Source organism: Roseimarinus sediminis (genome assembly GCF_050433125.1).
Classification (GTDB): Bacteria; Bacteroidota; Bacteroidia; order Bacteroidales; family Prolixibacteraceae; genus Roseimarinus; species Roseimarinus sediminis.
The window spans coordinates 65,099-90,589 of sequence record NZ_JBNPXV010000002.1 but is presented as its reverse complement, the minus strand read 5'-3'; the positions used below and the strand labels follow the sequence as shown (position 1 = coordinate 90,589).

The following is a 25,491-nucleotide window of genomic DNA, read 5'->3' as shown; positions in this document are numbered from 1 at the left end:
GTTAGGTTCGATCAAATATAGTGAAAAGCAACAATAATCAACAGATTTGTCCCCCACTTCCTGCAATAAAATAGCCCTTCTACTCTAAGGCTTTTTATATTTTTACCAGCCTTTAGTGATTTAAAAACACGGTGAATATGAATTTTATTTACAAACTCTTTTTGTTGCTCTGCGTTTTGAGCTTTCCGGGTGTTGCGCCAAAAAACAGTAAGGCCCAGGTATTAAAACTGAACATGACTCCCGAAGAAAAATTTCAGACTTTCGAAGGATTCGGTGCCTCACTGGCTTATTATGAAGGCTGGTTAAATGCACATCCCAATAAAAGAGAAATCTACGACATTATATTTGGCGAACTAAGTCTCGACTTCCTGCGTGTACGCAATGCCCACGGTTACGATGCCGACATGATTGGCCGGGTAAAGGAATACATTACCCAGTCGGAAAGAGTACGAGGAAATCCCATTCCTTTTTTGACTACTTCGTGGGGACCTCCCGCCTATTTGAAGAGCAACAACGACCGATCGAACGGCGGTACCCTCAGGTACACACTCGAAGACGCAACAGTGAACTTCGATTACGACGCTTTCGCCCAATGGTGGGTCGAATCGCTCAATACCTATCAGGCTGCCGGAATTTACCCTACTTTTGTTAGCATCCAAAATGAGCCCGACTTTACCGCCACCTATGAATCGTGCCGGCTCGCCCCGGCCGAACTGGTGAACAGCACCGACACCATTGCCGGTTACAACAAAGCACTCGAGACGGTTTACAAGGCCTTTGAGTCTTCCGGTCATAAAACAAAGCTGCTGGGCCCCGAAACCATTGGCATTGGCTACAATGTGGTTCAGAACTACATGAAACAAATCGATGTACAATACCTGCACGGCATTGCCCACCACCTCTACCACGGGGTGGATGAAAACAATCCATGGGTAACAGCCGACATGAAAAAAGTGGGCGAACTGTATCCTGAAATCCCTCATTATCAAACAGAGTACGAACGCAGTGACTGGTTCAACCTTTCGGGACTCATTTACAAATCGCTGGTCGATGAAAATGTGGTAGCTTATTTTTACTGGGACCTCATCTGGAACGAAGGCGGACTGGTAACGCTCGATAATCCATGGACTCCCGGATCGTGGAAATATCCCCGGGGTTATTACCGGAATAAAATGTTTTTTGCCTTCAAGCAATTTTCTGCCTTTATCGAACCCGGATGGCAACGCATCAACACCCAGCTGGCCAGCAGCGAAATAGCCACCGTGGGTTTCATGAACAGCACCGGCGATTCGGCGGTTGTGGTGGTTGTCAATCGTTCGGACTACCGTGCGCGTGATATCAAGATTTTTCCGGGAAGTTTTTCTTTCGACAAATCGGAAGTATACCAAACCAACATGAGGATCAACTGTCAGCTTACGGGCGAACTCAGCGATTCGGTTTTTTCGATCGACCCTTTGACCATTTCGACCATTACCATGGTCAACACCAAAGGTCCCAATACCATCAATGAACAAAAAACAATACAGTCAGGCTCAAAGGTGTATCCCAACCCTTTCACACAGAAAGCGCGAATTACCCACCCTTTTTCGGGAAGCAAAAAACTGCTGCTAAGCATCTATGACACTGGTGGTCGAATGCTTTTCAGCGAAACGACACAGGAAACAGGCAGCAACGAGCTACTGCTTGAACGGGGCGGACTAAGAAGCGGGCTTTACCTTTATCGGATTCAAAACGAAAGCGGCAACTATGTAAGCGGCCAGCTGCAGATCAGCAATTAACTTCAACTGATAAACAACAAAAAGCCAGGCTTGTGCAACCATTGCTGCATCAAGTCTGGCTCATTTATTTCTCACTGCACTTTGTAGGCTCCCAAATAATCGCCATGCCTGATCAGTAAAGTTCCATTGTGCAGCACCGGATGGGCAAAATGCTCCTTTGTTCCTTTCTTTATTTTAAATGAAGCCCTGCTTTCGAAGGCTTGATCCCTGACATCAACCAGGTGTACCTCTCCTCTGAAATTGTAGTAGAACAGCAGCTGGTCGGCGGCAATCAGTGCACCACGGCCCAGATCAAGCGAATCGAGTACAAGTCCGCTTCGTGCATTCATCTTCAGCAAGTTGCGCTTCGAAAAACCGCAGGTGTAAAGAAAACCATCGTAGTTCACAATTCCGCCCATGTAGTTATCGACTTCCTGCCTGTGCCAGATTTCTTCCACTGCATTTCCATCATCAGCCAATCGAAGGGCTACGGCACCATTTCCATCTCCCTCAACATAATACAGCGTATCATTTTCGTACAGCACTGTATTTCCGTGGGTATCGCCTGCTCCGGGCTCCCGCTTTTCAACAGGCGTATTTCGTTGTTCGTGTGTCCACAGCAACTCTCCTTTTTCGGCATCGATTGCCATCAGATGGTAAGCCGAAAAAAGCAGCACAATTTTCCTTCCTTTATGATCGATTATGCGACCTGAGTTATAAGCCAGACGCTCTCCCATGCCCTTACACGACCAGCTGAGTGCTCCGCTTTTTCGGTCGAGAGCTACCACATTGTAAATACTGTCACCGGCCGTGCAATACACCTTTTCGTCATCGACCACCGGCGATTGAGCAAAACCAAAACGGGGAGCGATGCCGTTAAAATCGCGCAAAAGACTTTTTGTCCACAACACTTCCAGACTTTCAGCACTGATACAGGCTAAATCGCCCTTTCCTGAAAGCACGTACACCTCGTTGCCATAAACAGTAGGCGTACAGCGCGATCCGGGGAAGTTCACATTCCATTCATCGCCAAAGGATACTTCACCGGCCGGCGTACCATCTGCCTCGAAAACCCGCAAAACAGCAGTCGAATCGTTGGTTCCTGTCAGGTAAATTCTGTCGCCTGCCACCACAGGCGATCCATAGCCATGCCCCAGTCCATCGACCGACCAGAGCAAATCAGGTCCCTCAGCAGGCCAATCGCGCAGCAATGCACTTTCGTTATAAACTCCGGCACGATTGGCACCGCGCCATTCATAAACACTTACAGGCGAATTACAACTCATCAGGCTTACAAGTGCCAGGCAAATAATAATGGTCTTCATTGTCTCGGTTTTTTTTATCATAAGTCATAAAGAAACGAAAAGCATTACACGATGAAGCCTGCTGACAGAATAAAAACGGAAAAGATCAGTAAACAACCGCTAAATACACACAAGCGGCAAATATTACCGTAGATTTGAATCTGAATTTCCGGCCCGTCAATGCCGCTGAGAAAACAAATTTTAGCCAACTGAACACCTTTTTTGTTTTTTTGTTATGGTATTCTAAAATTGCCGGCATGTTCAAAAGTACCTACCATATTTCAAAAATGGATTGTCCTTCGGAAGAAGCTCTGATCAGGATGAAACTTGAAGAAATTGATGAAATACAAAAGCTGGAATTCGATATCGCCGCACGCAGCTTGTATGTTTATCACGAAAAGGAAAACGAGGCCATTGAAAAAGGGCTTAGCGAATTGAATCTGGGTTCGAAGAAAGTGGCGACCATCGCTTACAATGAAAAACTGAACAAAGCCGACACGGTGGCTGAAACAAGGATGCTTTGGGCTGTTTTGATCATCAACTTTGGCTTCTTTCTGCTTGAAATGACCACCGGCCTGCTTTCGCGATCGATGGGACTTGTGGCCGATTCGCTCGACATGCTGGCCGATGCCATGGTATACGGGCTGAGTTTATGGGCAGTGGGTTCAACTGTTTTACGCAAGAAAAAGGTAGCGACTTTAAGCGGATACTTTCAGCTGACCCTGGCCACGGTAGGCCTTGCCGAAGTAATTCGTCGCTTTGTGGCCGACGAAGCCCTGCCCGATTTCCGAACCATGATCATTGTTTCGGCCCTGGCACTGATTGCCAACGCGGTAAGTCTGTTTCTGCTTCAACAATCGAAAAGCAAGGAAGCCCACATGAAGGCCAGCATGATCTTTACTTCCAATGACATCATCATCAATGCAGGCGTTATTATAGCTGGTATACTCGTGCTGTTTACCCAATCGAAATACCCCGACCTGCTGGTGGGGGGCCTTGTTTTCATCATTGTGGTAAGGGGGGCCTTCGGCATATTGAAGCTGGGAAAATAATCAGCAACTAGTTTTCGAGCAGCTCTGGTTCCTTAAACACTCTCCGCAGATAACGCAGCAGTTTGCCACCATGTGAGGCATCGACCATGCGATGATCCATTACGATGGAAAGCGACATGATGCGGCGAATCACTATTTCATCGTCGATTACCACGGGCTTTTTGGCCACTCCTCCCATCACCAGAACAAAAGCCATGTTGGCACCGGGCAAAAGTGCCGGGTAACCTGTTTCTAAACCAATACTTCCAATATTGCTGATCACAAACGAGCCCATGCTGTCGGGCGAAGCTTTCAAAAACGGCAGTTGCAATCCCCATTTGATGGTCAGCAACTGATAAAGAGAAAACACCCAGCTTCGGAATGGCCAGGGCAATCGGGCCACAATGTTTTTCGATTCCATCGATGCGCCTTCTTTCCCCTGCCGGGTATTTTGAATGGCTTCGGCCATGCGTTCATTCAGTGAGCTAACATTGAGCCGGTCGGCTTCCCTGATCACTACCGAGCTCATACCTCCATCGGCTTTTAGCACACTCACCATGGCATCGATGCTTTGGTGCGACACGACCCTTCCCCTTCGAATGTAGGTATTCAGTGCCGGCACTTCATCGCGCAGGCAGCGGGCTACGGCCAGCACCATCATGTGGGTGAGCGTGATTTTGATCCCTTTCCTGCGTTTGTCACTAACAAATTCCTCCAAACGGGTCACATCCAGATCGACCTGCCCGAAGATTTTTGAATCAAGCGGTTTGCGGTAAATGGTCGATGCCACCCTGCGCCAGTCGGAATTTAATGAATCGTTGTTAAGCATCTTGCAAAAATATATTTTTTATCTTGCTGCCGAAAACTTTAAAACATGGATACCATCCTCAATTATATCAGCATTGCCGGAGCACTGGCACTAGCCATTTCGGGTGCCTTAACCGCCATGAAAAACCGTTTTGATCCTTTTGGTGTATTCATTATCGCCTTTGTTTCAGCAGTGGGTGGTGGAACTTTGCGCGACATACTGCTTGAGGGTAAAACCGTTTTTTGGATCGAACAATCATGGTACATCTATTTTATCATTGCCGGCACCATCATCGCCATCATCTTTCGATCGAAGCTGAACCACATTAACAAGCCTCTGTTATTTTTCGATGCCATCGGTCTTGGATTGTATACGGTAACAGGGGTACAAATCGGACTTCAGTTTGATCTCAATGCCATCAACTGCATCATACTGGGAACCATGACGGGCGCTTTCGGTGGAGTGGTACGCGACATATTGGTAAACGAAATCCCGGTGATCTTCAAGAAAGAAATTTATGCCACTGTTAGTATTTTGGGCTCAATGGTTTACCTTACGCTTTACTATCTCAACATCCATCAGCCTTATTTACAAATCATTCCCGTAGTGCTTATTATTACCTTACGGCTTGTTGTAATTTATTACGACATTGCTCTGCCTTCGCTTTACCGTAAAGAAGCATCAAACAAGCAGCAGCAAGCTGAAAAATAAGCCCTTGGGCTACTACTTAGTTCTTCTGTCGCCTTAATGATCAGCTGAATCGTTATGGAATTGTTCATCTTAAAAACTTCGGAATGAACATTTTGAAAAAAAAGTTAAAAAGTGTTCAGTTTTCTTTCAACTTTTTTTTGGTGCCTGTGTTGTTTTGGTGATAAAGATCACAGAGTGTGTTGTTGACCAGCTGATAATTTCGCAGCAATTCATCGCATATTCAATGGTTTTTATTCACTAAACAACTAACTGTTACCAACAAAGCTTAGTTTTCTGTGTTTGATAATACCAAGAGCCAAAACATAAAGCGATGCGGGTCGGTTCCGCTAATCAATGCTAATTTAATTAAACGATTGAACATGAGTCATCAGCATCTTAAAGTGCGAAGTTATGTCAACCTCACATTGCTGGCACTTTTCTTATTCTCATTCATGGCCGTTCAGGCCAATGATGTCGATCCCGGTTCAGGAAGCTATTCCAAAAGTGATGTTAAACAAGGCGAACGTTATTTTAAGGGTTTGCTGCCAAAGGGCAGCAAGGCTCCTTCGTGTGTATCGTGCCACTACCTTCAGCCTGCCGACACCATCAACTGGAATCCTGCAGCCATCGAAATTGCAGAAAAGTACCGTGACAAAACACTTGAAGAGCTGACAGATGTGTTGTCGTCTCCTTTTGGTAAAGTGATGTCGACAGCGCATGCCGAAATTGATGTACCCGAAGACCAGTATGTTTACGTAAAAGCTTACATGGACAGCATGGCCGACCATGGATTGCCGGCAGAAAAACCTTCGGCATTGCGCTTAATGCTGTTTATCGTGCTGGGACTTGTGCTTACATGGGCCCTGCTCGATCTGTTGTATTTTCATAAAGTAAAGTTCAAGCTCGTTCCGCTGCTTATCTTCCTGGGAGCTTTTAGTTACCAGCTTTTTATGCTCTATGAAGAAGCTGTTAAACTGGGACGAAGCGAGAACTATCAGCCCGATCAGCCCATTAAGTTTTCACATAAAGTACATGCCGGCGATAACCAGATCGATTGCATGTATTGTCATCATACTGCCGATGAATCGAAATCGGCCAACATCCCCTCGACCAACCTGTGTATGAATTGCCATGTGATTGTTCGCGAGGGTTCCCGTTCTGGTCGCTTCGAAATCGATAAACTGGTGAAGGCACACGAAGAAGGACGTTCCATTGAATGGATCAGAATTCACCAGCTTCCCGATCATGTATTTTTTGCCCATGCCCAGCACGTTGGAGCCGGAAAGCAGGATTGTGCCTCGTGTCACGGTGCAGTTGAAGAAATGCACATTGTGAAACAGGAAAACGATCTGTCGATGGGCTGGTGTCTCGAATGTCACCGCGACACCAAGGTCGATTTTGAAAACAACGAATATTATCATTCGGTATTCGAGGATTTCCACAAGAACCTCGATGCAGGAGTGCGCGATTCGATCATGGCCAGCGACATAGGCGCCAACGAATGTGCAAAATGTCATTACTAATCTGATATATAAACCATTCCGTCACCGTTCAAAAGTTAACTTGATGAGTGAAGAAAACAAATACTGGCATATTCTTGACGAATTTGAGCCGGAAGAAGATGTAAGACTGGCAGCCGGCGAGCAAGTCGTTAGCAGTCCGACATCACGACGAAATTTCCTGAAAGTGCTGGGACTTGGTTCAGCTTCGGCTGCACTGATAGCCTCGTGCCAGCGCCCGGTCGAAAAAGCAATTCCTTACTTCATTAAACCTGAAGAAATCACACCGGGAAAAGCAGCCTATTATGCATCGTCGTATTTTAATCAGAACGAATATTGCAGTGTTCTGGTGAAGGTACGCGACAGCCGGCCCATCAAACTGGAACCCAACCCCAAATCGCTGATTACGCCACGAGGAACCAGCGGAAAGGTACAGGCTTCGGTACTCGATGTGTACAATGTAAACCGCTATGCTTCCCCCCTTATAAATGGGGAAACAGCCGACTGGACCACAGCCGATCAGGAAATCAGTGCCCAGTTGAAAGAAATAGCTGAAAAAGGTGAAAAGATTGTACTCCTTACCCCTACCATCATCAGTCCTTCCACCCGTCAGCTCATTGGCGAATTCACACGGGCATACAGTGCCGAGTGGCAAATGTACGATGCCATCCCAATGGATGCATACCGCGAAGCCAATCGTCGCTTCTTTGGTAACGAGGCCCTGCCTCAATATCGTTTCGACAAGGCCGAATGCATTGTCGCCCTGGGCTGCGACTTTCTGGGAACCTGGCTTTCGCCGGTAGAATTCTCGACACAGTACAGTCAGCGCCGCGACCTGCGAAAAGGCCAACACGACCTCAACCGGCATTACCAGATCGAAGCCGGCATGTCGCTAAGCGGCTCCAACGCCGACATCCGAATTCGTGCCGACCGTAGCGATTACGGAGCCATTCTGCTTTACCTGCACAATCACCTTGCTTCACAACAGGATCTGCCACTTATCGAAGGAAAACTTCCACCGGAAGAGTTACGTGAAGACCTGGGAAAAGTGCTGGCCGACCTGAGCCGCAACAAGGGACAATCGTTACTCGTATGCGGTGAAAACAATCCCGACTACCAGGTACTGGTGAACAGCATCAATTACATGCTCGGCAATGTGGGACAAACCATCACCTGGGACCATTCTTACAATCATTACCGCGGAAATAACAACTGGTCGGAATCCCTGCTTTCAGGCAATCCCGCTGCGGTCATTCTGTGGGATGTCAACCCTGTATACAATGCCCCGCAGGCAGAAAAAATAAAGGAAGCCATTCAGAATGCCCGTTTATCGGTTGCGCTGGGTGCGCTGCCCGACGAAAGTGCAGCCCTTTGCAACTATGTGCTTCCGTCGCCGGGCTACCTCGAATGCTGGGACGATGCGGAATACAAAAGCGGAATTGCTGCCGTGCTTCAACCTACGCTGTATAAATTATTCGATTCGAGGCAGGCACAGGAAACACTCCTAAGCTGGCTGGGCAACGAAACCGGCTGGCGCGACTACATAAAAAACTACTGGACAGAGAATTACTATCCAAAACAAAACGAAAGCACCGATCCCGATCGTTTCTGGGTCGATGTACTCCGACGGGGCGAATTCGCATACAATATTGAAGCACAAAGCATCAGCATACAAAGCAACGAAGCAGCCACTGCCCTTAGGAAAGTGAATGACGAAAGCTTTCCTGCCGGCTATTCAGTCGAACTCACCGAAGGAATTAACACCGGTACCGGACACGGTCCGCTCAACCCCTGGCTGCAGGAATGCCCCGACCCGGTAACAAGGATTGCCTGGGGCAACTATGCATCGATTGCTCCTGTAGTTGCCCGTCAGATGGGAATTAAAAACGGCGACGTGGTTCAGGTGGGAGCACTGAAATTACCGGCCTTTGTTCAACCCGGTCAGGCCGATCGTACCATCAGCATCATGCTGGGCTACGGCCGTAGTACCGGCATTCCTCAGGAATTAATCACCGGAGTGAATGCTTATCCGCTGATTGATGAGAAAGAAGGTTTCCGTTCACTGACAGTGCACGGGCTGGATCTCAAAAAAACCGGCGAGTTCGACCAACTCGCCCTGGTTCAGGGTCATCAGTCGATGGAAGGGCGTCCCATTGTGCGTGAGGCGACCCTTAGTGAATGGAAGGCCCAACCCAATGCCGGCAACGAGATGCACGAAGAAGTGGAACACCATAAAACCAGCTTGTACCCTCCTCATGAATACAAGGGGCACAAATGGGCCATGGCCATCGATTTAAGCAAGTGTACCGGATGCAGTGCCTGCGTTCTGGCCTGTAATACCGAAAACAATATTCCCGTAGTGGGCAAGCAGGAAGTGCTGAAGGTTCACGAAATGAACTGGATTCGCATCGACCGCTACTACAATGGCGACGATACCAATCCCGAAGTAGTTCGTCAGCCGGTAATGTGTCAGCATTGCGACAATGCGCCCTGCGAGAACGTATGCCCGGTAGCCGCTACCAACCATTCGAGCGAAGGTTTGAACCAAATGGCCTACAACCGATGCATTGGAACGCGCTATTGCAACAACAACTGTCCCTACAAGGTGCGTCGTTTTAACTGGCTCGACTACACCGGGGCCGATGCCATCCCCAACAACCGTTACGACCCGGCCAATCTGACACTCGACCTGAGCCGGATGCGACACAATCCCGACGTGACCGTACGGGCCAAAGGGGTAATCGAAAAGTGCTCTTTCTGTGTTCAGCGTATTCAGGAGAAGAAGTTGAATGCCAAACTGGAAGGACGCCCGCTTTACGACGGCGAACTGCTCACTGCCTGCCAGCAGGTATGCAGTGCCGATGCCATCGTGTTTGGCGATGTAAACAATCCCGACAGCGAAGTAGCAAAAATGATGAAAGATCCGCGCAACTATCACCTGCTCGAAGAAATTCACACCCTCCCAAGTGTGGGATACTTAACAAAGATTAGAAACAAAAGCTGATTAACAACGAAATAGCTAAAACTAACCGATAGCTTATGTACACATCAACGGTCAGAGAACCATTAATCAACGGCGAAAAAAGCTACAGCGACATTACAAACGATGTGGCCGCTCCAATCCATGCCAAACCAGGTAAACTCTGGTACATGGGATTTGGACTCTCGTTTGTGGTCATGGTATTTGGATTTGCCATGATTGCCTATACCATCTGGTTTGGTATAGGAACCTGGGGCGTTAACCGCACCATTGGTTGGGGATGGAGCATCACCAACTTTGTATGGTGGGTGGGTATTGGCCATGCCGGCACCTTTATTTCCGCCATTTTGCTCCTTTTCCGTCAGAAATGGCGAACCAGTATTAACCGGGCAGCCGAGGCCATGACCATCTTTGCGGTAATGTGTGCCGGCTTGTTTCCGCTCATACACATGGGACGACTGCCACTGGGATTTTTCATTTTCCCCTATCCCAATACCCGCGAGCTGTGGGTTAACTTTAACTCGCCCCTGTTGTGGGATGTTTTTGCCATTTCGACTTATTTACTGGTATCGCTTCTGTTTTGGTACATGGGACTACTGCCCGACCTCGGAACCATTCGCGACCGTATGAAAACCCTGTGGAAGAAAAAAGCTTACAACTTCCTTAGTTTTGGCTGGAAAGGCTCGGCACGCCACTGGCAGCGCCACGAATCGATGAGCCTTATACTTGCCGGGCTGGCAGCGCCACTGGTGCTTTCGGTACATACCATTGTGAGTTTCGACTTTGCCACTTCGGTAATTCCCGGCTGGCACACCACCATCTTTCCACCTTATTTTGTATCGGGTGCCGTATTCTCGGGTTTTGCCATGGTGCTCACCCTGATGATTGTAACACGCAAAGCCCTGCATTTGGAAGAATACATCACCGTGGGTCATGTTGAATCGATGAATAAGATCATCATCGCCACCGGCTCCATAGTCGGCATCGCCTACATTACCGAGTTATTCATGGCCTGGTACAGCGGAGTTCAGTACGAGCGCTATGCCTTTGTGAACCGCGCGCTGGGCCCCTATGCCTGGGCCTATTGGATCATGATGACCTGCAACGTAATCTCACCACAGCTGCTTTGGTTCAAGAAACTAAGAACCAACCTCACCTTCACCTTCATTCTTTCCATCTTTGTGAATATCGGGATGTGGTTTGAGCGTTTTGTGATTGTGGTAACTTCGTTGCACCGCGACTACCTGCCATCGAGCTGGAGCATGTACAAACCCACCTGGGTCGAGGTAGCCATCTACCTGGGCACCTTCGGTTTGTTCTTTACGCTGTTCTTTCTGTTCATCAGGGTATTCCCGGTGATTGCGCTGGCCGAAGTAAAATCGGTTGCCCGTTCATCGGCCAAAAAGTTTATCCCGAAATCAGTTAAAAATCATAACCAGGAAAAACATTAACTATGGCTGCCATCATTTACGGACATTTTACCGACGAACTCGACCTGCTCGAAGGGATCAGGGAGCTTCAGGAAAAAGGCATTCAAATTGACGATGTGCGTACTCCCTTTCCTGTTCATGGCCTCGATCAGGTGCTGAAATACCACCGCTCCCACCTGCCCAAGGTGGCCTTTCTGGCTGGTGTGGTCGGAGGAACACTGGGCTTACTGTTTCAAATCTGGGTTTTTACCCAGGGCTGGCCCCTTAATTTCGGAGGAAAACCCTTCCTTTCGCTGCCATCGTTTATACCCGTTACCTTTGAGCTGACCGTGCTTTTTGCAGCCTACACCATGGGCATTGCCTTTCTGGTACGCTCAAAGCTGGGGCCGGGATCAGAACCCGATATACTCGACGAACTGGTTACCGACGATCATTTCCAGATCATACTAAGCGATAAAAACAACCAGATGAACGAAACAGAGCTGTCGGCGGCACTGGCCGGTACCGGTGCACTCGATGTTAAACTTGTAAAAGGAAAACAATGATTGAACAGAAAAATATACCTGAAGCCCTTCCTTTTAAATTTGGAAAACCCTTAAAACAACTGGTGGGTGCCGGAGTTTCCATTGGCCTTTTGGCGCTGATATGGGCATTGTTCATCGACCCCCTGCCATCGGAACGACTGTGGGCCAACCTGTGGTTAAATGCCATGCTGTTCCTCTTCCTCGGTTTGGGCGCCCTCTTTTTCTTCTCGGTGAATACCCTGGGAGAATCGGGCTGGCAAACCAGCATACAGCGCATACCCGAAGCCATGGCACAAACACTTCCCGTTGCAGCCATCTTCTTCCTTTTGGCCCTGCCCGGAATGAAAGACCTCTTTGAGTGGACCCATACTGAACACCTCGATAAAATACTCGAAATGAAGAAGGGCTACCTGAATGTTCCATTCTGGCTGATCAGGGCTGCCATCTACTTTACGGTTTGGATCCTGTTTGCACGTTACCTGAGAAAGATTTCGCTTAAAAACGACATCGAACCCATCGAAAACTACCTGAAACGACTGCGAAGTACCTCGGGATGGTTCATTGTATTCTTTGCCATCAGCAGCTCCATGTCGGCCTGGGACTGGCTTATGTCGATCGATGCCCACTGGTTCAGCACCCTGTATGGCTGGTACATTTTCTCGGGCATGTTTGTGGCTGCACTGGCGCTGATTATTATCCTGACGGTGTTTTTCAAACAATACAACATTCTGCCCAATGTGAATGAAGAGCATTTGCACGACCTTGGAAAATACCTCTTTGGCTTCAGCATATTCTGGGCTTACCTTTGGATTAGTCAGTACTTATTGATCTGGTACAGCAACATTCCCGAAGAAACGCATTATTATGTTGAAAGAGTGCAGCACTTTGAAACGCTGTTTTACGTCAATGTGCTGGTTAATTTCCTCTTTCCCTTTCTGGCTCTGATGACCCGTGGCGCCAAACGTCAGCCCATGTACCTGGCCATAATTGCACTGGTCGTTCTGGCAGGCCACTGGCTCGACCTGTACCTGGCCATTATGCCCGGAGCTGTTGGTCACGAAGCTGCAGGAATCGGAGTACTCGAAATCGGCTTGCCCTTCCTGTACCTGGGCGTGTTTCTGGCTGTATTTTTTGTTTCGTTCAGCAAGGCCAAAGCCGTACCCGAAAATCATCCCTATTTTAAAGAAAGCTTGCATTATGAAAATCTTTAAGCACTACCTTCTGCCCGGAATTATGGCAGCACTGCTGCTCTCTGCCTGCGACACGAACCGCAACGATCCGGGATGGAGCTACTTTAACGACATGGAACATTCGCAGGCCTACGAAACCTACAGTGCGAACCCCAATGCCCCCGACGGCAAAACCATGGCCGGTCCGGTTGAAGGAACCGTGGCTACCCACGAATATGCCTATCATTTTGTAAAAACTCCCGAAGACGAACTCAAGGCGGCCAGCCTGCAAAACCCGCTGGCCGATGCGTTCGACCAGGAACATGCCAAAGAAATGTACGACATCTACTGCATGATATGCCACGGAGAGCAGGGCGACGGACAGGGATTTCTTTTTACCAGTAAAAAATACCCCTACCCTCCAGCCAGCTACCATGCCGAAAGGGCCATGGCCAAAACCGACGGGCAATTGTTCCATAACATCCGTGCAGGCTTTGGCGTAATGGGAGCACATGGCCCCCAACTATCGATTGAAGATACCTGGCAACTGGTAAACTACATTAATTACCTTCAGGAAAAAGGACTGGAATAAATCGTAAACTGACATAAGGCAAAAAGGGGTCGGAAATTTTTCCGGCCTTTTTTTATATCCAGGTGTCAGACCTTAAAATGATGTAGGCATACATTATAATATAGGGTAGTGCAGGTAAAATAAACAAGAGGACAATGAGATGATATGAGATTTTTTCGTTACTTTGTGGCGAATTAAAAGAATGTATCGTGCTAATAAGATTTAATATTGAGAATTTTTTGTCATTCAATGAAAAGACTGAGTTCTCATTAATCGCAAATAAAGAAAGGCGACTTCCATCGCATATTGTCAAAGGCGACGGAGTGAATATCCTAAAATCAGGTGTGATTTATGGCGCCAATGCTTCTGGCAAATCCAACCTTGTTAAGGCAATTGATTTCTCACGAAAAGTAATCACAAAAGGAATTGAAAAGCTAAATCCTGTAAATTGTCACTTTCGGTTGAAGAAAGATAATTTGAATAAACCCACCATCTTTAATTATGAAATAAAATGCGGAAGCAGGTATTATTCTTATGGTTTTGCGGTACAACTTAATGAACTTAAAATAATTGAAGAATGGCTTTACGAGATTGGAAATAGTAAAGAGAAAAAAATATTTGAAAGGGTCGTTAATGGTTCCCAAAGACATGAAATTGAGATTGGAATTCAGTTAAGTCCAAAAGCCAAAAAACGTTTCGATGTTTACAAAGAAGATTTTCAAAACGCGGATAGTCTGTTATTCCTGAGCGAAATGAACAGGAAAAGTATCGATGACTTTCCCGAAGTGGTAAGTTTCATCGATGTTTATAATTGGTTCGATAAAAAATTAACGGTTCTGAAACCCGATTCTAAATTCGCCGGATTGAATTTCATCGGTGACGACATTGCGATGTCGCTTACCTTTAACAGTTTTCTAAATGTTTTTCAAACCGGAATCAACAACGTAACTTCTGAAGAAATCGATTTAGCTAGTTTCGATATTCCTAAAAAAATCAAAGAAGATTTAACCAAGAACATAGAGAAGGCCAAAACGATAATTTTTGAAATAAATGGTATTACCTACTCATTAAAGAAGAATGAAAGTAATGAATACAAGATGAAGAAAATAGGTCTTGAGCACCTCACAGATGAAGGAAGTTCAATTGTTTTTGATATTGAGGACGAATCGGACGGTACTCAACGCTTATTTGATTTTATACCAGCAATTCATGAACTATCAAAAACGGATTCAACATTTATAATTGATGAGTTAGACCGAAGCCTACATTCAAAATTAACCTATGGAATCTTTGAGTTGTTCCTCAAGCTAACAGAGAATAACGAAAGTCAACTAATTGCAACGTCTCACGAATCCTTACTACTCGACTTGGAATTATTGCGTCGCGATGAAATCTGGTTTGTTGAAAAGGAGAAAAATCAATCCCGCCTGTATTCCTTAGATGAATTCAAAGTACGGAATGATAAGATCGTAAGCAAAGATTATTTATTAGGCAGATATGGCGCCATTCCAATTTTCAAAAGCTTTAAGAATTTAAAGTTTTAATTATGAAAAGTCGTTTAAGGATAAAAAACACTTTTGGAGAAAGACCGGTTGAATCTGCTACAAGAACAGCAAAATCTTTGTATGTAATTTCAATTGCAGGCGAAGGAAAAACAGAAGAACAATATTTTGATGGTATATATGATTTGAATCGCTCTGAGTTGATTCGAATTGAACGATTGGAAAAAGCCGACGAGACTGACACCAAAAGCCACCCAAACCATGTAATTGAATTACTTGATGAAAGAAAAGAGTATTGGGAAGCTCATGGAGTTGACCCCAATGAATTATGGATGGTCGTTGACAGAGACCAACAAAATGTAAATAAAGACCAGTTGCTTAAGATTATTAAAAGATGTAAAATTGAAGGCTATAACTTAGCGCTATCAAACCCTACATTTGAATTTTGGCTGTTATTGCATTTGACATCTATTGAATTATACAACAAAGAAATATTACTATCAAACCCAAAAGCCACAGCCAAAAGTAAAAAACGATATCTAGAAAAAGAGCTTTCAAAACTTCTCGGCGGATACAACAAGAATAAATTGCATTTTGAGAAATTTGAAAAAGGAATCAAAGATGCAGTGAGCCGGGCCAAAGAATTATCTGTTGACAATCTGGCTATCATTGACGAATTAGGCACCAGCGTTTGTTTGCTCGTCGAAAAGCTTATAAAATAGATACAGTTAATAGTAATTATTCACCTCCATCAATGCTTCTGAACTCGATATACGAAGGATACTCCGGGCTATGATATACCCGGTGTACCGCCCTGGTAAAATCATTATCAGTGGCTTTGAATATATTTTCGACATACTTTTGCGGATTGCGGTCGACCAAAGGGAACCAGGTACTCTGAACCTGAATCATGATGCGATGCCCCTTTTTGAAACAATGCAGTACATCCTGCAAGGGAATGCTTACTTCGGTGATTTCATCCGGCTGAAAAGCTTCGGGCTGTTCATAGCTCTTACGGAACCGGCCACGCAGAACCTCACTGCGCACCATTTGCTGATAGCCGGCCATGTGCTGTCCCTCGCCCGTGAACTCATGGTCGGGCGCATCAGACGGATACACGTCGATGAGTTTTACAATCCAGTCGGCTGCCGACTGGCTGGTTGAAACATGGAGATGAGCAGTCAGCGGGCCGGCAAGTACGAGGTCTTCGCTCAGCACTTCGCTTTGGTAAACCAGCACATCGGGACGGCGCCCGGCAAAACGCTGATCGTCGGTCATGTATTCTTTGGTCATCCCAAAGGCGATATCTTCGGTATAAGGAACCGGCTTCATCGGATCGCTCACAAATTCATCGTAGGCAGTCGTTTCCTTTTCAAGAGAATTGAAATGAAGCTGCTGCCCAGCGCCAAGAAAGATTTGTTGTGACACAGCACCGTCAGGCGGCCAGCTGTCGAAGGTCTTCCACTCATTGCGCCCGGTCATGAACAGGGTCGCTGTTGATAATTCGGGCTTTCCTTCTTGTTTTAAATGATGAACAAAGAAGGGCAGCTCAATGCTGTCGCGATAATACAGCGAAGTCTTCTGTTCAAAAGAGACATTCCCCAGGTGATCGCCATCGGTACGGGCCCAGCCTCCATGAATCCATGGCCCCACCACCAGTTGTATCCGCTCGTTTTCGCTGGTCTGCTGCTTCATGGCCTGGTAGGTATGAAAAGTTCCGTACAGGTCTTCGGCATCGTACCAGCCACCGGTGACCAGAATGGCCGGTTGAATGTTTTTCAGATGAGGAAGAATATTGCGCTCCTGCCAGAACTGATCGTAATTGGGATGTTCAATTAAGTGATTCCAGAAAGCAATGCTGTCGCCAAAGTAGTTTTTTGAAACGTTCGACAAAGCACCCAGCTCAAGGAAAAACTGATAGCCATCGGGAGTTCCCCAGTCGTAAGGTTTCAACCAGTTTTGCCAGGGCTGTTTACGGGGTATGTCCATTACGCCCAGAAAATCGATCATCGAAGTAAAAAAGGCACCGTGGTGATGCGGATCGTCGAAGAACCAATCGGAAATAGGCGCCTGGGGCGCAACACATTTCAGAGCCGGATGGGCATCGATGGCAGCACATGAGGCATAGAACCCGGGATAGGAAATGCCCCACATTCCTACCCTGCCGTTGTTGTTCCTTACATTTTTCACCAGCCAGTCGATGGTATCCCAGGCATCGGAGCTTTCATCAACCTGCTCATTCTTCTCCTTAAGGGCAATGTGGGGCCTCATGTGTTCGAACACACCTTCCGACATGAAGCGTCCCCTTACATCCTGGTACACAAAAATAAAGCCTTCGCGAACAAAGCCGGGGTGCAGGCCCCGACGGAAAACAAGTTCTTTTTCATCGCCATAGGGTGGAATACCATAAGGCGTGCGATTCAACAATATCGGATACTTTTCCGACTGATCGACCGGAGCATAAATAATGGTAAACAGTTTCGTCCCGTCGCGCATGGGAATATACACTTCGGTTTTCGTGTAGTTTGCCTGAAAAAATTTTACATCATCCGGTTCACCGGCAAAGGCAGTACATGCCAGAAATAGTAGCAGGAATAAAATCGTCTTCATCAGTATCACTTCTTCGTTGAGTACTTCAAAATTAAAATTTTCTGACAAAGCCCAACACCATGGCAGGTAAAACTAATATCATAAAACATGATCACCAAAAAGTTCGGAGTGAAAGCAATGGATCGTAAAAACAGAGCTCCATCATTTCTTCTGGATATGAGTTAAGGAGCAAGAACTGCATCTCCTACCTTCTATTGTGTACTATTGTTTCTATTGTGGTTTAAATCCTGGATATTTCGGTGAGACAGAGTTAACTCTATCTCACTCAGCTTTTTTTCAATAACATGCACCATGCCTAACGGCATTCTTTTTCCATATCATCTGTTTTCCTGCGATTAAAATCGCAGGTTACAATATGCACCATGCCTAACGGCATTAAGCAAAAAAACCTAAAAGCGATTTATCTTCCGTAGCCGTGGAGAAGCCTAAAGTCTTAATTTTTGCGTGCTTTGTCTAATTGGATATTGCTTATTTGAGTACCTGAGTACCTGAGTCCATTTCTTATTGCTTGCCCCGTGAAATTCGACGAAGGAGAATATTTCAACGGGGTTTGTCTTGATTCTTGATACCTGATACCATTTTTCCATCTTTTGTCTTTTGTCTTCCATCTTTTATCTTTTATTTTAAAACCCTTGCTGCAGTTCACGGGGCAGATAAAAAAGGTCGGCATGGTCGGTCTGTGATTCGGGGTTGATGCGCCTGATTGTCTCCCAGGTTTGAAGGCAATTGGCATGATGGCTCACCGCACCAAAGGCACGTGCCAGGCAGCGTAGTTGTTGTTCTTCTTCAAAGTCGCTTTCGAGCACGTCATTGATCACCTGATTAAACTGTTCGTTGGCCAGCATTTCGTTGAGCTGCCACAAGTAATCATCGTCAGCATACTCCGCTTCTTCATCGTAAACCATGGCGTCCTGAACTGCCTGTCGCAGATAATGGTACTCCAACTCATCGGGGAAAAGTTCAGTAAGCAGCATAGCCTTTTCGAAGGCTTCGTTGTAGCGGCCACAAGCTTTCAGCGACAAGCTGAGCTGATGCAGGGCTTCGGCATGTGCTGCATCGGCAGCCAGGGCCTTGCGAAAACACTGTTGCGCTTTTAGCGGAGCGCCGGTAAGCCCGTACACCTGTCCCGCCAGCACCCAGCATTGTGCCAGCACCTGCCGGTCGAAACCGGGTTCTTTCCCTGCCTCAAGCAGGCGCGGAAGCAGGGCATGATGAAAAACGGCAAAACCTTCGCGACAGATTTCCTCCGCGCTTTTGGCTGCAACAGCAGTCAGGTAGGTAGTATGAAGTGATGACATGTGATGTTTTTTCAAGATAACAAAGAAAAGCCGGAAAGGATGTTTCGTTTTTGCATTCTCTGCAACTTTCTCCAAACATTTAGGGGTCGCGGGTGTTAAAGCAAAACAGATTCAGGCATAAACTGAAAAGAAATGAAGAACATCGACTTAACAATAACTCCTGCCACCTATGGTGAGCGACTCAATGTACAGAAACCCAGCCCGGGAATACTGACTGTATTAAAGGAAGAAGGCATCCGGAAACTGGTGAGCGACCATTACGACCTGTTGGTTCAGAGTAAAATCAAGCATCTTTTTCCCCACGATGAGGAACAACTGAAGATGGCCAAGCAACATGCTGCCGATTTTTTCATTCAGGTAATGGGTGGCCCGTCTTACTTTAATATGCGCCGCGGCCAACCGGCCATGACGCGCCGGCATGCCCAGTTTAAGATCGATGCCGAAGGAAGGGAAGAATGGCTGCGCTGCTACCAGCAGTTAATGCCTCAACTGCCCCTGCCCGATCATCTGATTCAGAGTTACTGGAACTACCTGAACAATTTCTCGAGCTGGATGATCAACAGCGTCGACGGGAAACAAGCCGACACCGGCTATCAGGTGGTACCCTGAAGCACCATTTAATACTGCTTAAGCTTTCTTAGCTTTCGTTAGCGCTGCTTAACCCCTGTTAACATAACTAATACCTACCTTGCAGCCATCAATCAACGAAAGCCATGATGCCGCTGCTACTATTTCCCTTACTTCTATTACCCGACACCAGTACTGTGGTAGCGGAGCAAAACGAATTGATCTGGTTCGAAGGCGTGGTGCTCACACCCGATTCCCTTCCGGCCGAAAACGCCTATCTTATCAGCTATCAAACGCTCAGAGCCTGGGCTACCAGTGCCAACGGCAGCTTTGGAATCTATCTGCATCGTGACGATTCGCTTATGGTGCATCACATGGGCTGTGAAAAGTTGATCGTGAAACCCCTGGGCCATCACCCGCAAAAAATCATATTAAAATACAGCAGCTACGAGATTGAACCTGTAAGTGTTAAGTTCCGCGATGAGGTAAAGGAACAGGAATTAAAGAACCTCAGTAAAAACTGGGAAGTAATGATGTTGCAGCTGAAAAAAGAATATCACTGTAACTATCAGTCCGGCTTTGTAAGCAACCCTTACAATCCTTCAAAACAACATACCGGAATGCTTGAGTTGAATTTCATTGAACTCATTGACCGCATTGCAAGAAAGCGAAAAGAGCGAAAATAAATAGCCATGTTTTCCCTTGATACGGCCCTTGCCCCGGGGCCCAAAAAAGCCATCCCGAATTACCGGGATGGCTTATTACTTTTAATTCAGAAGATTTATTAAAACAGTTTCATGCCATCGAGCACGTCCATCACATCTTTAACCGATTTGGCCGAACCATCGAGCAGGGCTTTCTCTTCATCGTTCAGTTTCACTTCGATGATCTCTTCGATACCGTTCTTACCTAGTTTTACAGGAACACCAATGTAGATGTTGTTCAGGCCGTATTCTCCTTCGAGGTAAGCACAGCAAGGGAAAATGCGTTTCTGATCGAGCACAATGGCTTCTACCATCTGAGCAGCAGCACTACCCGGAGCATACCAGGCTGAAGTACCCATGAGGTTCACCAGTTCGCCGCCACCTTTCTTGGTACGATCGATAATGGCGTTCAGTTGGTCTTCATCGATTAGCTCGGTGACCGGAATTCCTGCAACGGTGGTATAACGTGGCAGCGGAACCATGGTATCGCCATGACCGCCCATGAGCAGGGCCTGAATGTCTTTGGGGTTTACATCGAGTGCTTCGGCCAGGAAAGCACGGTAACGGGCCGTATCGAGGATTCCGGCCATACCAAATACTTCGTTTTTGCTTTTATTGGCTGCCAAAAAGGCGCAATACGTCATTACGTCGAGCGGATTCGAAACGATAATGATTTTTGCATCGGGCGAATATTTCACAATATTTTCAGTAACACTTTTCACAATGCCTGCGTTAATCGAAATCAAATCGTCGCGGCTCATGCCCGGCTTACGCGGTACACCCGAGGTAATTACTACAACTTCTGAACCTGCCGTTCTTTCATAGTCGTTGGTCGATCCTACAATGCGTGTATCGTAGTAATTAACAGGAGCTGTTTGCCACAGGTCGAGCGATTTTCCTTCGGCCAGACCCTCTTTGATATCGAGCAACACAACCTCTTTTACAATTCCTTTTTCGGCTACGGCCTGTGCGCATGTAGCACCCACATTACCAGCACCTACTACTGTTACTTTTGTCATCTTTAAAGATTTTATTATTCTACTTGTTTATAATTTGTGTTTAAACTTTCCTTCTTTAACTCAGTGTTAACAAAATTAAACCGATTAAGCTAACAAAAAAATGAATAAGATCGTGCCTACTACAAGTTAACAATTAGATAAAAGGAAGGACATTCGTATTAAACAATCTATATATCAATATATTGCAAAGATAAAAAAAGGCAGGAGAATATCCTGCCCTAATGCTATGGTAAATGTAATAAAGTGCTAACGTTTTCTCACATCTCCGCCGCTCGACTCGGAAATGTACTCCCGATCGGGATTTCCATAATAAGTAACATCGCCACCGCTGCTTGCATTGGCATTGATTTCATCGTGTACCCTGATGCTAATATCTCCTGCGCTTGAAGCGGAGGCCTTGCATCGGTCTACTTCGAGGTCGGAAGCCTTAATATCGGCACCACTCGATGCATTGCCGTCGAAGCGGTCGGCTTTTCCTTTCAATACGATGTCGGCTCCGCTATCGCTCGAGCATTCCACTTCATCGGCATCGATTTCGAGTTTGATGTCGGCCCCGCTCGAAGAATGCAGATTCAGAGTTTCGGCCCTGATGAGTGTTTCGCCGTACACGTCGGCTCCCGAAGAAGCGTCTACACGCTTTAGTGTTTTGAAGTTAACATACACATTCAGTTTTTTTGAATAAAGGATACTGCAGTCGATGTAGCAAGTGAGTACATCGCCCCTGGTACGGACCACAACACATTCCTGCAGGTTTTCATCGGCTTCGACCACTACCTTTTCTTCATCGCCCTGAAAGAGGAACACATTGACACCGGCGCTGGCCTTAATGGTAGTGAAACTGCCCACTTCACGGGTTTCCTTCACCACATTTCCGTTACCCTTTACTTTTTTACTCCAAGCATTTGCATTGCCCGCAAAGGCTAAAATCATCACCATTGCAAGTGACAAATAAAGTTTGAATTGCTTCATTGCTGTTTTATTTTAAGTTGGTAATTTATTCGTGTTGTTTATGAAACACCAGCACAAGACTTGCAGATAATCAATTCCTTTTGAAATCAGCTTCATGCCTGACCACTAAAAACAAGACGAAGATAATCGCTGAATGTTACATCCACGGAAGAAAATATGTGAACGAAGTAAAAACACCGGTGAAGTAAGGAATAAACACTTTAAACAAAAAACCCCGGGACGAACCGGGGCTTTTTAGGAGCTTAGCATATTTTATCACTGTTGTGCCAATGGGCTTAGCAGTTGTTCATATTGTGCTTGATCGTTCAATACCGACAGTGCCTTTGCGATGGTTTTATCGTCGTTTACGCCGGCAATGGCACTACCACGTTGGTAATAATAGCGCGACACGAGTTCATTTTTGAGAATCATGGCAATCTCTTCCCTGAATTTTTTCAAATCACGATCAAGATCGAGTTCCAGTTTGGAAGCCAGTGCACTGAACTCATCCGAAGCCATATCGAGGTATTTCTCCTCTCCTGCCATTTCTTTGAGCTGTTCAAGCATTTTTTGCGTTTCGGAGGTATAAGTGAAATCTGAACTTTCAACATAGTTAATGAAATCGTTGTAAATCTCATCGTTGATCTCAAATACAGCAGCATCGGCAATAACAGGGTTTTCGATACGGTAGCGGGTAGCATAGTCGAAGATCTTAAACTGACGAATCAATTGAATCGAAAGGTTACTGAGCATTTCATTTTCAATTTCAATATCGGGTATAATACCGCCGCCATCGTACACCTTACGACCGTTCAAGGTTTGAAACTCACTGATCAGCGAGTCGGGAACATGGCCCACGCTTCCGTCTTCATTGCGATGGGAGTAGTCGAGTGCCTGAATACAGCGTCCGCTGGGAATGTAATACTTTGCGGTGGTTACTTTCAGTTTGGCATTGTAGCTCAGGTCGCGGGTAGTTTGTACCAATCCCTTGCCAAAGGTTCTCGAACCGATTACCACACCACGGTCGAGGTCCTGAATGGTGCCCGAAACAATTTCGGAGGCTGAAGCCGAACCACTGTTAACCAGCACTGCAAGCGGAATATCCAAATCGACAGGGGTTCCTGTGGTAGCATAGCTTTTATCCCATTGCGACACTTTGCCTTTGGTACTGACCACTTCCTGATCTTTGTCGATAAACAGGTTCACCATATTCACCGATTCCATCAGCAGTCCGCCGGGGTTTCCTCTCAGGTCGAGTACCAGCTGTTGTGCTCCCTGGTCTTTTAGTTCGAGCAATGCCTTTTTTACTTTTTCGGCAGCATCTTTGGTAAAGTTGGTCAGGCGAATATACCCGGTTTGCTGGTCGAGCATGCCCGAATAACTCACGGGATCGATGGATATCTTCTCGCGTACAATGCTAAATTCCAAAGGTTTTTTCTCGCCCAAACGACTCACTTTAATCTTTACTGCCTGTCCGGCTGCCCCTTTCAACAGATTGCTCACATCTTCCGTATCCATTTTATCGACCTTTTCACCGGCCACTTCCAGAAAAACATCTCCGGCCATCAGTCCTGATTTTTGGGCAGGATAACCTTCGTAAGGTTCCGACACCACAATCTGATCGTCATGTTTGGCAATTAAGGCACCAATTCCACCATATTCACCGGTGGTCATAAAGCGGTAGTCTTCAATATCACTTTCAGGAATGAAGGTGGTGTAGGGGTCGAGTTCACTAAGCATTTCATCGATGCTTTCCTTTACCAGTTTGGAAGGATCAATTTCGTCGACATAAAAAGTATTCAATTCACGAAAAAGGGAATAATAAATATCGAGGTTTTTGGCAATTTCAAAATTTTTGTTGTCAACATTGGTCAAACTACTCAGTAAAAAACCACCAAGCAATAAGGCCGAAATACCAAATATCAGCTTTCTTCTTCTCATCTATCTATATTTTAATTACTTAATTTTTTAAAGGAAAGAACAAAAATAACAAATCCACCGAATGGGAGATTTAAAAAAGTATTAAACTTTGTGAATTGATGCTGAACGGAATGTTACAGCGGAAGAACAACGCGCTAAATCCAACAAAATACCATCGTTTTATTCTGCGGTAAAACGCCAGGGTTTCAAGGCCCAGCTGCCGGCATAAGCTACGCCAATGCGCGCCGAAGCGTTGATTTGTGGGACGTGGCCCTGGTCTTCAATCCAAATGCGTTGTGATACAGTTAGGTCTTCACCATAAAATGAAGCATCCAGTTCCAGAAGTCTGCCAACACGGCCCGGGCCGCTGGTACCCTCTACAGCTCTGATAAGCACGGCCGCCGGAAAGCCTGCTTCTGAAGTAACAAAGTTTAGCATCCAGTGCATGCCGTAAATCAGATAAACATATACCAGGGCACCCTGTTGGTACATTACTTTGGTACGCGGGGTAAGTCCCTTGCAGGCATGGCAGGCCAGGTCATCCTCCCCCCGATAAGCTTCAGTTTCGGTTATTTGCCGGCGAATGATGAGGCCGGAGTCGAAACGACGAACCAATACCTTGCCAAGCAGGGCCTTTGCCACATCGACTGCATCGGAAAGAAAAAACTGCTGATCAAGCCGTTTTGTCATGATCAATAAGTGATTTTATCTTCCAGTTGATCCCATTGCTCAAAAGGAAAAGTTTTTTTCCCGTGAGGCAACTCTACAAACAGGATCTTTCGTTCTTTGATGTCGAGCTTTATTTCGTCGTAAATAAAAGCATCGTCGAAGCCTGCCTGGCGGGCATCGAACTGGTTGGCCGCATAATATACTTTATCGAGGTGAGCCCAGTAAATCGATGAAAAACACATCGGGCAGGGCTCACAAGAGGTATAGATCTCGCAGCCTTCGAGATTAAAAGTATTCAACACCTTGCAGGCGGCCCTGATGGCCTGTACTTCGGCATGGGCTGTCGGGTCATTCAACACAGGAACCTGATTGACTCCTTCTGCAATAATTTTACCATCCTTCACAATCACCGCACCAAAAGGTCCCCCTTTTTTATCAACATTTTCGGCAGCCAGCTCCAGCGCGCGGGTCATAAATTTATTTTCAATCAT

The 25,491-nt window shown here is 46.2% G+C and carries 22 protein-coding genes; 13 read left to right on the top strand and 9 right to left on the bottom strand.

All coding sequences use genetic code 11. From position 1 onward, the window contains the following. Positions 1-137: 137 nt before the first annotated feature. On the top strand, positions 138-1,778 hold the full coding sequence (locus FHS86_RS03380) for a T9SS type A sorting domain-containing protein (RefSeq protein ID WP_429411143.1): 1,641 nt from the start codon (positions 138-140) through the stop codon (positions 1,776-1,778). 71 nt (positions 1,779-1,849) lie between these two features. On the opposite strand, the gene FHS86_RS03375 is transcribed toward FHS86_RS03380, so the two are convergent. Further along, positions 1,850-3,082 (bottom strand): outer membrane protein assembly factor BamB family protein, encoded by a 1,233-nt coding sequence (locus tag FHS86_RS03375; protein ID WP_429411140.1) that lies wholly within the window; start codon positions 3,080-3,082, stop codon positions 1,850-1,852. A 236-nt stretch (positions 3,083-3,318) separates the two neighbouring features. Between FHS86_RS03375 and FHS86_RS03370 the strand changes: the two genes are divergently transcribed. After that, positions 3,319-4,113, top strand: coding sequence for a cation transporter (locus FHS86_RS03370; RefSeq protein WP_429411138.1), 795 nt, complete (start codon positions 3,319-3,321; stop codon positions 4,111-4,113). 7 nt (positions 4,114-4,120) lie between these two features. On the opposite strand, the gene FHS86_RS03365 is transcribed toward FHS86_RS03370, so the two are convergent. Then, positions 4,121-4,921 carry a 2-oxo acid dehydrogenase subunit E2 gene (locus FHS86_RS03365; RefSeq protein WP_429411136.1) on the bottom strand — a complete coding sequence of 267 codons (801 nt, stop codon included), beginning with the start codon at positions 4,919-4,921 and terminating at the stop codon, positions 4,121-4,123. Positions 4,922-4,966: 45 nt separating this feature from the next. Between FHS86_RS03365 and FHS86_RS03360 the strand changes: the two genes are divergently transcribed. From FHS86_RS03360 to FHS86_RS03320, 9 genes are all read left to right on the top strand, one after another. After that, positions 4,967-5,611 (top strand): trimeric intracellular cation channel family protein, encoded by a 645-nt coding sequence (locus FHS86_RS03360; protein WP_429411134.1) that lies wholly within the window; start codon positions 4,967-4,969, stop codon positions 5,609-5,611. 359 nt (positions 5,612-5,970) lie between these two features. Then, positions 5,971-7,113, top strand: coding sequence for a cytochrome c3 family protein (locus FHS86_RS03355; protein WP_429411132.1), 1,143 nt, complete (start codon positions 5,971-5,973; stop codon positions 7,111-7,113). Positions 7,114-7,156: 43 nt separating this feature from the next. Continuing rightward, complete coding sequence (locus tag FHS86_RS03350; RefSeq protein WP_429411130.1) at positions 7,157-10,093, top strand: 4Fe-4S dicluster domain-containing protein; 2,937 nt, start codon at positions 7,157-7,159, stop codon at positions 10,091-10,093. Between the two features lie 35 nt (positions 10,094-10,128). Then, positions 10,129-11,520, top strand: coding sequence for an NrfD/PsrC family molybdoenzyme membrane anchor subunit (gene nrfD / locus FHS86_RS03345; RefSeq protein WP_429411128.1), 1,392 nt, complete (start codon positions 10,129-10,131; stop codon positions 11,518-11,520). A 2-nt stretch (positions 11,521-11,522) separates the two neighbouring features. Then, positions 11,523-12,044: a DUF3341 domain-containing protein gene (locus tag FHS86_RS03340; protein WP_429411126.1), complete on the top strand. Its 522-nt coding sequence runs from the start codon at positions 11,523-11,525 to the stop codon at positions 12,042-12,044. Further along, positions 12,041-13,234, top strand: a complete 1,194-nt coding sequence (locus tag FHS86_RS03335) for a hypothetical protein (protein WP_429411124.1) — start codon at positions 12,041-12,043, stop codon at positions 13,232-13,234. Before FHS86_RS03340 ends, FHS86_RS03335 begins: the two co-directional genes overlap by 4 nt. Then, complete coding sequence (locus FHS86_RS03330; protein ID WP_429411122.1) at positions 13,221-13,784, top strand: c-type cytochrome; 564 nt, start codon at positions 13,221-13,223, stop codon at positions 13,782-13,784. Before FHS86_RS03335 ends, FHS86_RS03330 begins: the two co-directional genes overlap by 14 nt. 188 nt (positions 13,785-13,972) lie before the next feature. Continuing rightward, positions 13,973-15,307, top strand: coding sequence for an AAA family ATPase (locus FHS86_RS03325; RefSeq protein ID WP_429411120.1), 1,335 nt, complete (start codon positions 13,973-13,975; stop codon positions 15,305-15,307). A gap of 2 nt (positions 15,308-15,309) precedes the next feature. Then, positions 15,310-15,987: an RloB family protein gene (locus FHS86_RS03320; RefSeq protein ID WP_429411118.1), complete on the top strand. Its 678-nt coding sequence runs from the start codon at positions 15,310-15,312 to the stop codon at positions 15,985-15,987. Between the two features lie 16 nt (positions 15,988-16,003). Here FHS86_RS03320 and FHS86_RS03315 read toward each other — a convergent pair whose 3' ends face one another. Next, complete coding sequence (locus tag FHS86_RS03315) at positions 16,004-17,875, bottom strand: CocE/NonD family hydrolase (protein ID WP_429411116.1); 1,872 nt, start codon at positions 17,873-17,875, stop codon at positions 16,004-16,006. Positions 17,876-18,498: 623 nt separating this feature from the next. Continuing rightward, positions 18,499-19,173 carry a hypothetical protein gene (locus tag FHS86_RS03310; RefSeq protein ID WP_429411114.1) on the bottom strand — a complete coding sequence of 225 codons (675 nt, stop codon included), beginning with the start codon at positions 19,171-19,173 and terminating at the stop codon, positions 18,499-18,501. Positions 19,174-19,305: 132 nt separating this feature from the next. Between FHS86_RS03310 and FHS86_RS03305 the strand changes: the two genes are divergently transcribed. Both FHS86_RS03305 and FHS86_RS03300 read left to right on the top strand, forming a co-directional pair. Continuing rightward, positions 19,306-19,782, top strand: coding sequence for a globin domain-containing protein (locus tag FHS86_RS03305; RefSeq protein WP_429411112.1), 477 nt, complete (start codon positions 19,306-19,308; stop codon positions 19,780-19,782). Positions 19,783-19,886: 104 nt separating this feature from the next. Then, the gene (locus FHS86_RS03300) at positions 19,887-20,426 is read left to right on the top strand and encodes a hypothetical protein (protein WP_429411111.1); all 540 of its coding nucleotides are present in this window, start codon (positions 19,887-19,889) and stop codon (positions 20,424-20,426) included. A 98-nt stretch (positions 20,427-20,524) separates the two neighbouring features. Here the strand turns inward: FHS86_RS03300 and mdh are convergent, their stop codons facing one another. From mdh to FHS86_RS03275, 5 genes are all read right to left on the bottom strand, one after another. Continuing rightward, positions 20,525-21,463: a malate dehydrogenase gene (gene mdh / locus FHS86_RS03295; RefSeq protein ID WP_429411109.1), complete on the bottom strand. Its 939-nt coding sequence runs from the start codon at positions 21,461-21,463 to the stop codon at positions 20,525-20,527. Positions 21,464-21,709: 246 nt separating this feature from the next. Then, a complete protein-coding gene (locus FHS86_RS03290; RefSeq protein WP_429411107.1) occupies positions 21,710-22,432 on the bottom strand; it encodes a head GIN domain-containing protein in 723 nt (240 codons plus the stop codon). Positions 22,433-22,687: 255 nt separating this feature from the next. Next, positions 22,688-24,352, bottom strand: coding sequence for a S41 family peptidase (locus tag FHS86_RS03285; RefSeq protein ID WP_429411105.1), 1,665 nt, complete (start codon positions 24,350-24,352; stop codon positions 22,688-22,690). A gap of 159 nt (positions 24,353-24,511) precedes the next feature. Next, positions 24,512-25,021, bottom strand: a complete 510-nt coding sequence (locus FHS86_RS03280; protein ID WP_429411103.1) for a DNA-3-methyladenine glycosylase — start codon at positions 25,019-25,021, stop codon at positions 24,512-24,514. A 2-nt stretch (positions 25,022-25,023) separates the two neighbouring features. Next, positions 25,024-25,491, bottom strand: coding sequence for a nucleoside deaminase (locus FHS86_RS03275; RefSeq protein WP_429411101.1), 468 nt, complete (start codon positions 25,489-25,491; stop codon positions 25,024-25,026).

What these genes read in the sequence shown, in the direction of transcription:
- FHS86_RS03380 (WP_429411143.1), top strand. Translation starts at nt 138, where the DNA reads ATGAATTTTATTTACAAACTCTTTTTGTTGCTCTGCGTTTTGAGCTTT.
- FHS86_RS03375 (WP_429411140.1), bottom strand. Translation starts at nt 3,082, where the DNA reads ATGAAGACCATTATTATTTGCCTGGCACTTGTAAGCCTGATGAGTTGT.
- FHS86_RS03370 (WP_429411138.1), top strand. Translation starts at nt 3,319, where the DNA reads ATGTTCAAAAGTACCTACCATATTTCAAAAATGGATTGTCCTTCGGAA.
- FHS86_RS03365 (WP_429411136.1), bottom strand. Translation starts at nt 4,921, where the DNA reads ATGCTTAACAACGATTCATTAAATTCCGACTGGCGCAGGGTGGCATCG.
- FHS86_RS03360 (WP_429411134.1), top strand. Translation starts at nt 4,967, where the DNA reads ATGGATACCATCCTCAATTATATCAGCATTGCCGGAGCACTGGCACTA.
- FHS86_RS03355 (WP_429411132.1), top strand. Translation starts at nt 5,971, where the DNA reads ATGAGTCATCAGCATCTTAAAGTGCGAAGTTATGTCAACCTCACATTG.
- FHS86_RS03350 (WP_429411130.1), top strand. Translation starts at nt 7,157, where the DNA reads ATGAGTGAAGAAAACAAATACTGGCATATTCTTGACGAATTTGAGCCG.
- nrfD (WP_429411128.1), top strand. Translation starts at nt 10,129, where the DNA reads ATGTACACATCAACGGTCAGAGAACCATTAATCAACGGCGAAAAAAGC.
- FHS86_RS03340 (WP_429411126.1), top strand. Translation starts at nt 11,523, where the DNA reads ATGGCTGCCATCATTTACGGACATTTTACCGACGAACTCGACCTGCTC.
- FHS86_RS03335 (WP_429411124.1), top strand. Translation starts at nt 12,041, where the DNA reads ATGATTGAACAGAAAAATATACCTGAAGCCCTTCCTTTTAAATTTGGA.
- FHS86_RS03330 (WP_429411122.1), top strand. Translation starts at nt 13,221, where the DNA reads ATGAAAATCTTTAAGCACTACCTTCTGCCCGGAATTATGGCAGCACTG.
- FHS86_RS03320 (WP_429411118.1), top strand. Translation starts at nt 15,310, where the DNA reads ATGAAAAGTCGTTTAAGGATAAAAAACACTTTTGGAGAAAGACCGGTT.
- FHS86_RS03315 (WP_429411116.1), bottom strand. Translation starts at nt 17,875, where the DNA reads ATGAAGACGATTTTATTCCTGCTACTATTTCTGGCATGTACTGCCTTT.
- FHS86_RS03310 (WP_429411114.1), bottom strand. Translation starts at nt 19,173, where the DNA reads ATGTCATCACTTCATACTACCTACCTGACTGCTGTTGCAGCCAAAAGC.
- FHS86_RS03305 (WP_429411112.1), top strand. Translation starts at nt 19,306, where the DNA reads ATGAAGAACATCGACTTAACAATAACTCCTGCCACCTATGGTGAGCGA.
- FHS86_RS03300 (WP_429411111.1), top strand. Translation starts at nt 19,887, where the DNA reads ATGATGCCGCTGCTACTATTTCCCTTACTTCTATTACCCGACACCAGT.
- mdh (WP_429411109.1), bottom strand. Translation starts at nt 21,463, where the DNA reads ATGACAAAAGTAACAGTAGTAGGTGCTGGTAATGTGGGTGCTACATGC.
- FHS86_RS03290 (WP_429411107.1), bottom strand. Translation starts at nt 22,432, where the DNA reads ATGAAGCAATTCAAACTTTATTTGTCACTTGCAATGGTGATGATTTTA.
- FHS86_RS03285 (WP_429411105.1), bottom strand. Translation starts at nt 24,352, where the DNA reads ATGAGAAGAAGAAAGCTGATATTTGGTATTTCGGCCTTATTGCTTGGT.
- FHS86_RS03280 (WP_429411103.1), bottom strand. Translation starts at nt 25,021, where the DNA reads ATGACAAAACGGCTTGATCAGCAGTTTTTTCTTTCCGATGCAGTCGAT.
- FHS86_RS03275 (WP_429411101.1), bottom strand. Translation starts at nt 25,491, where the DNA reads ATGATTGAAAATAAATTTATGACCCGCGCGCTGGAGCTGGCTGCCGAA.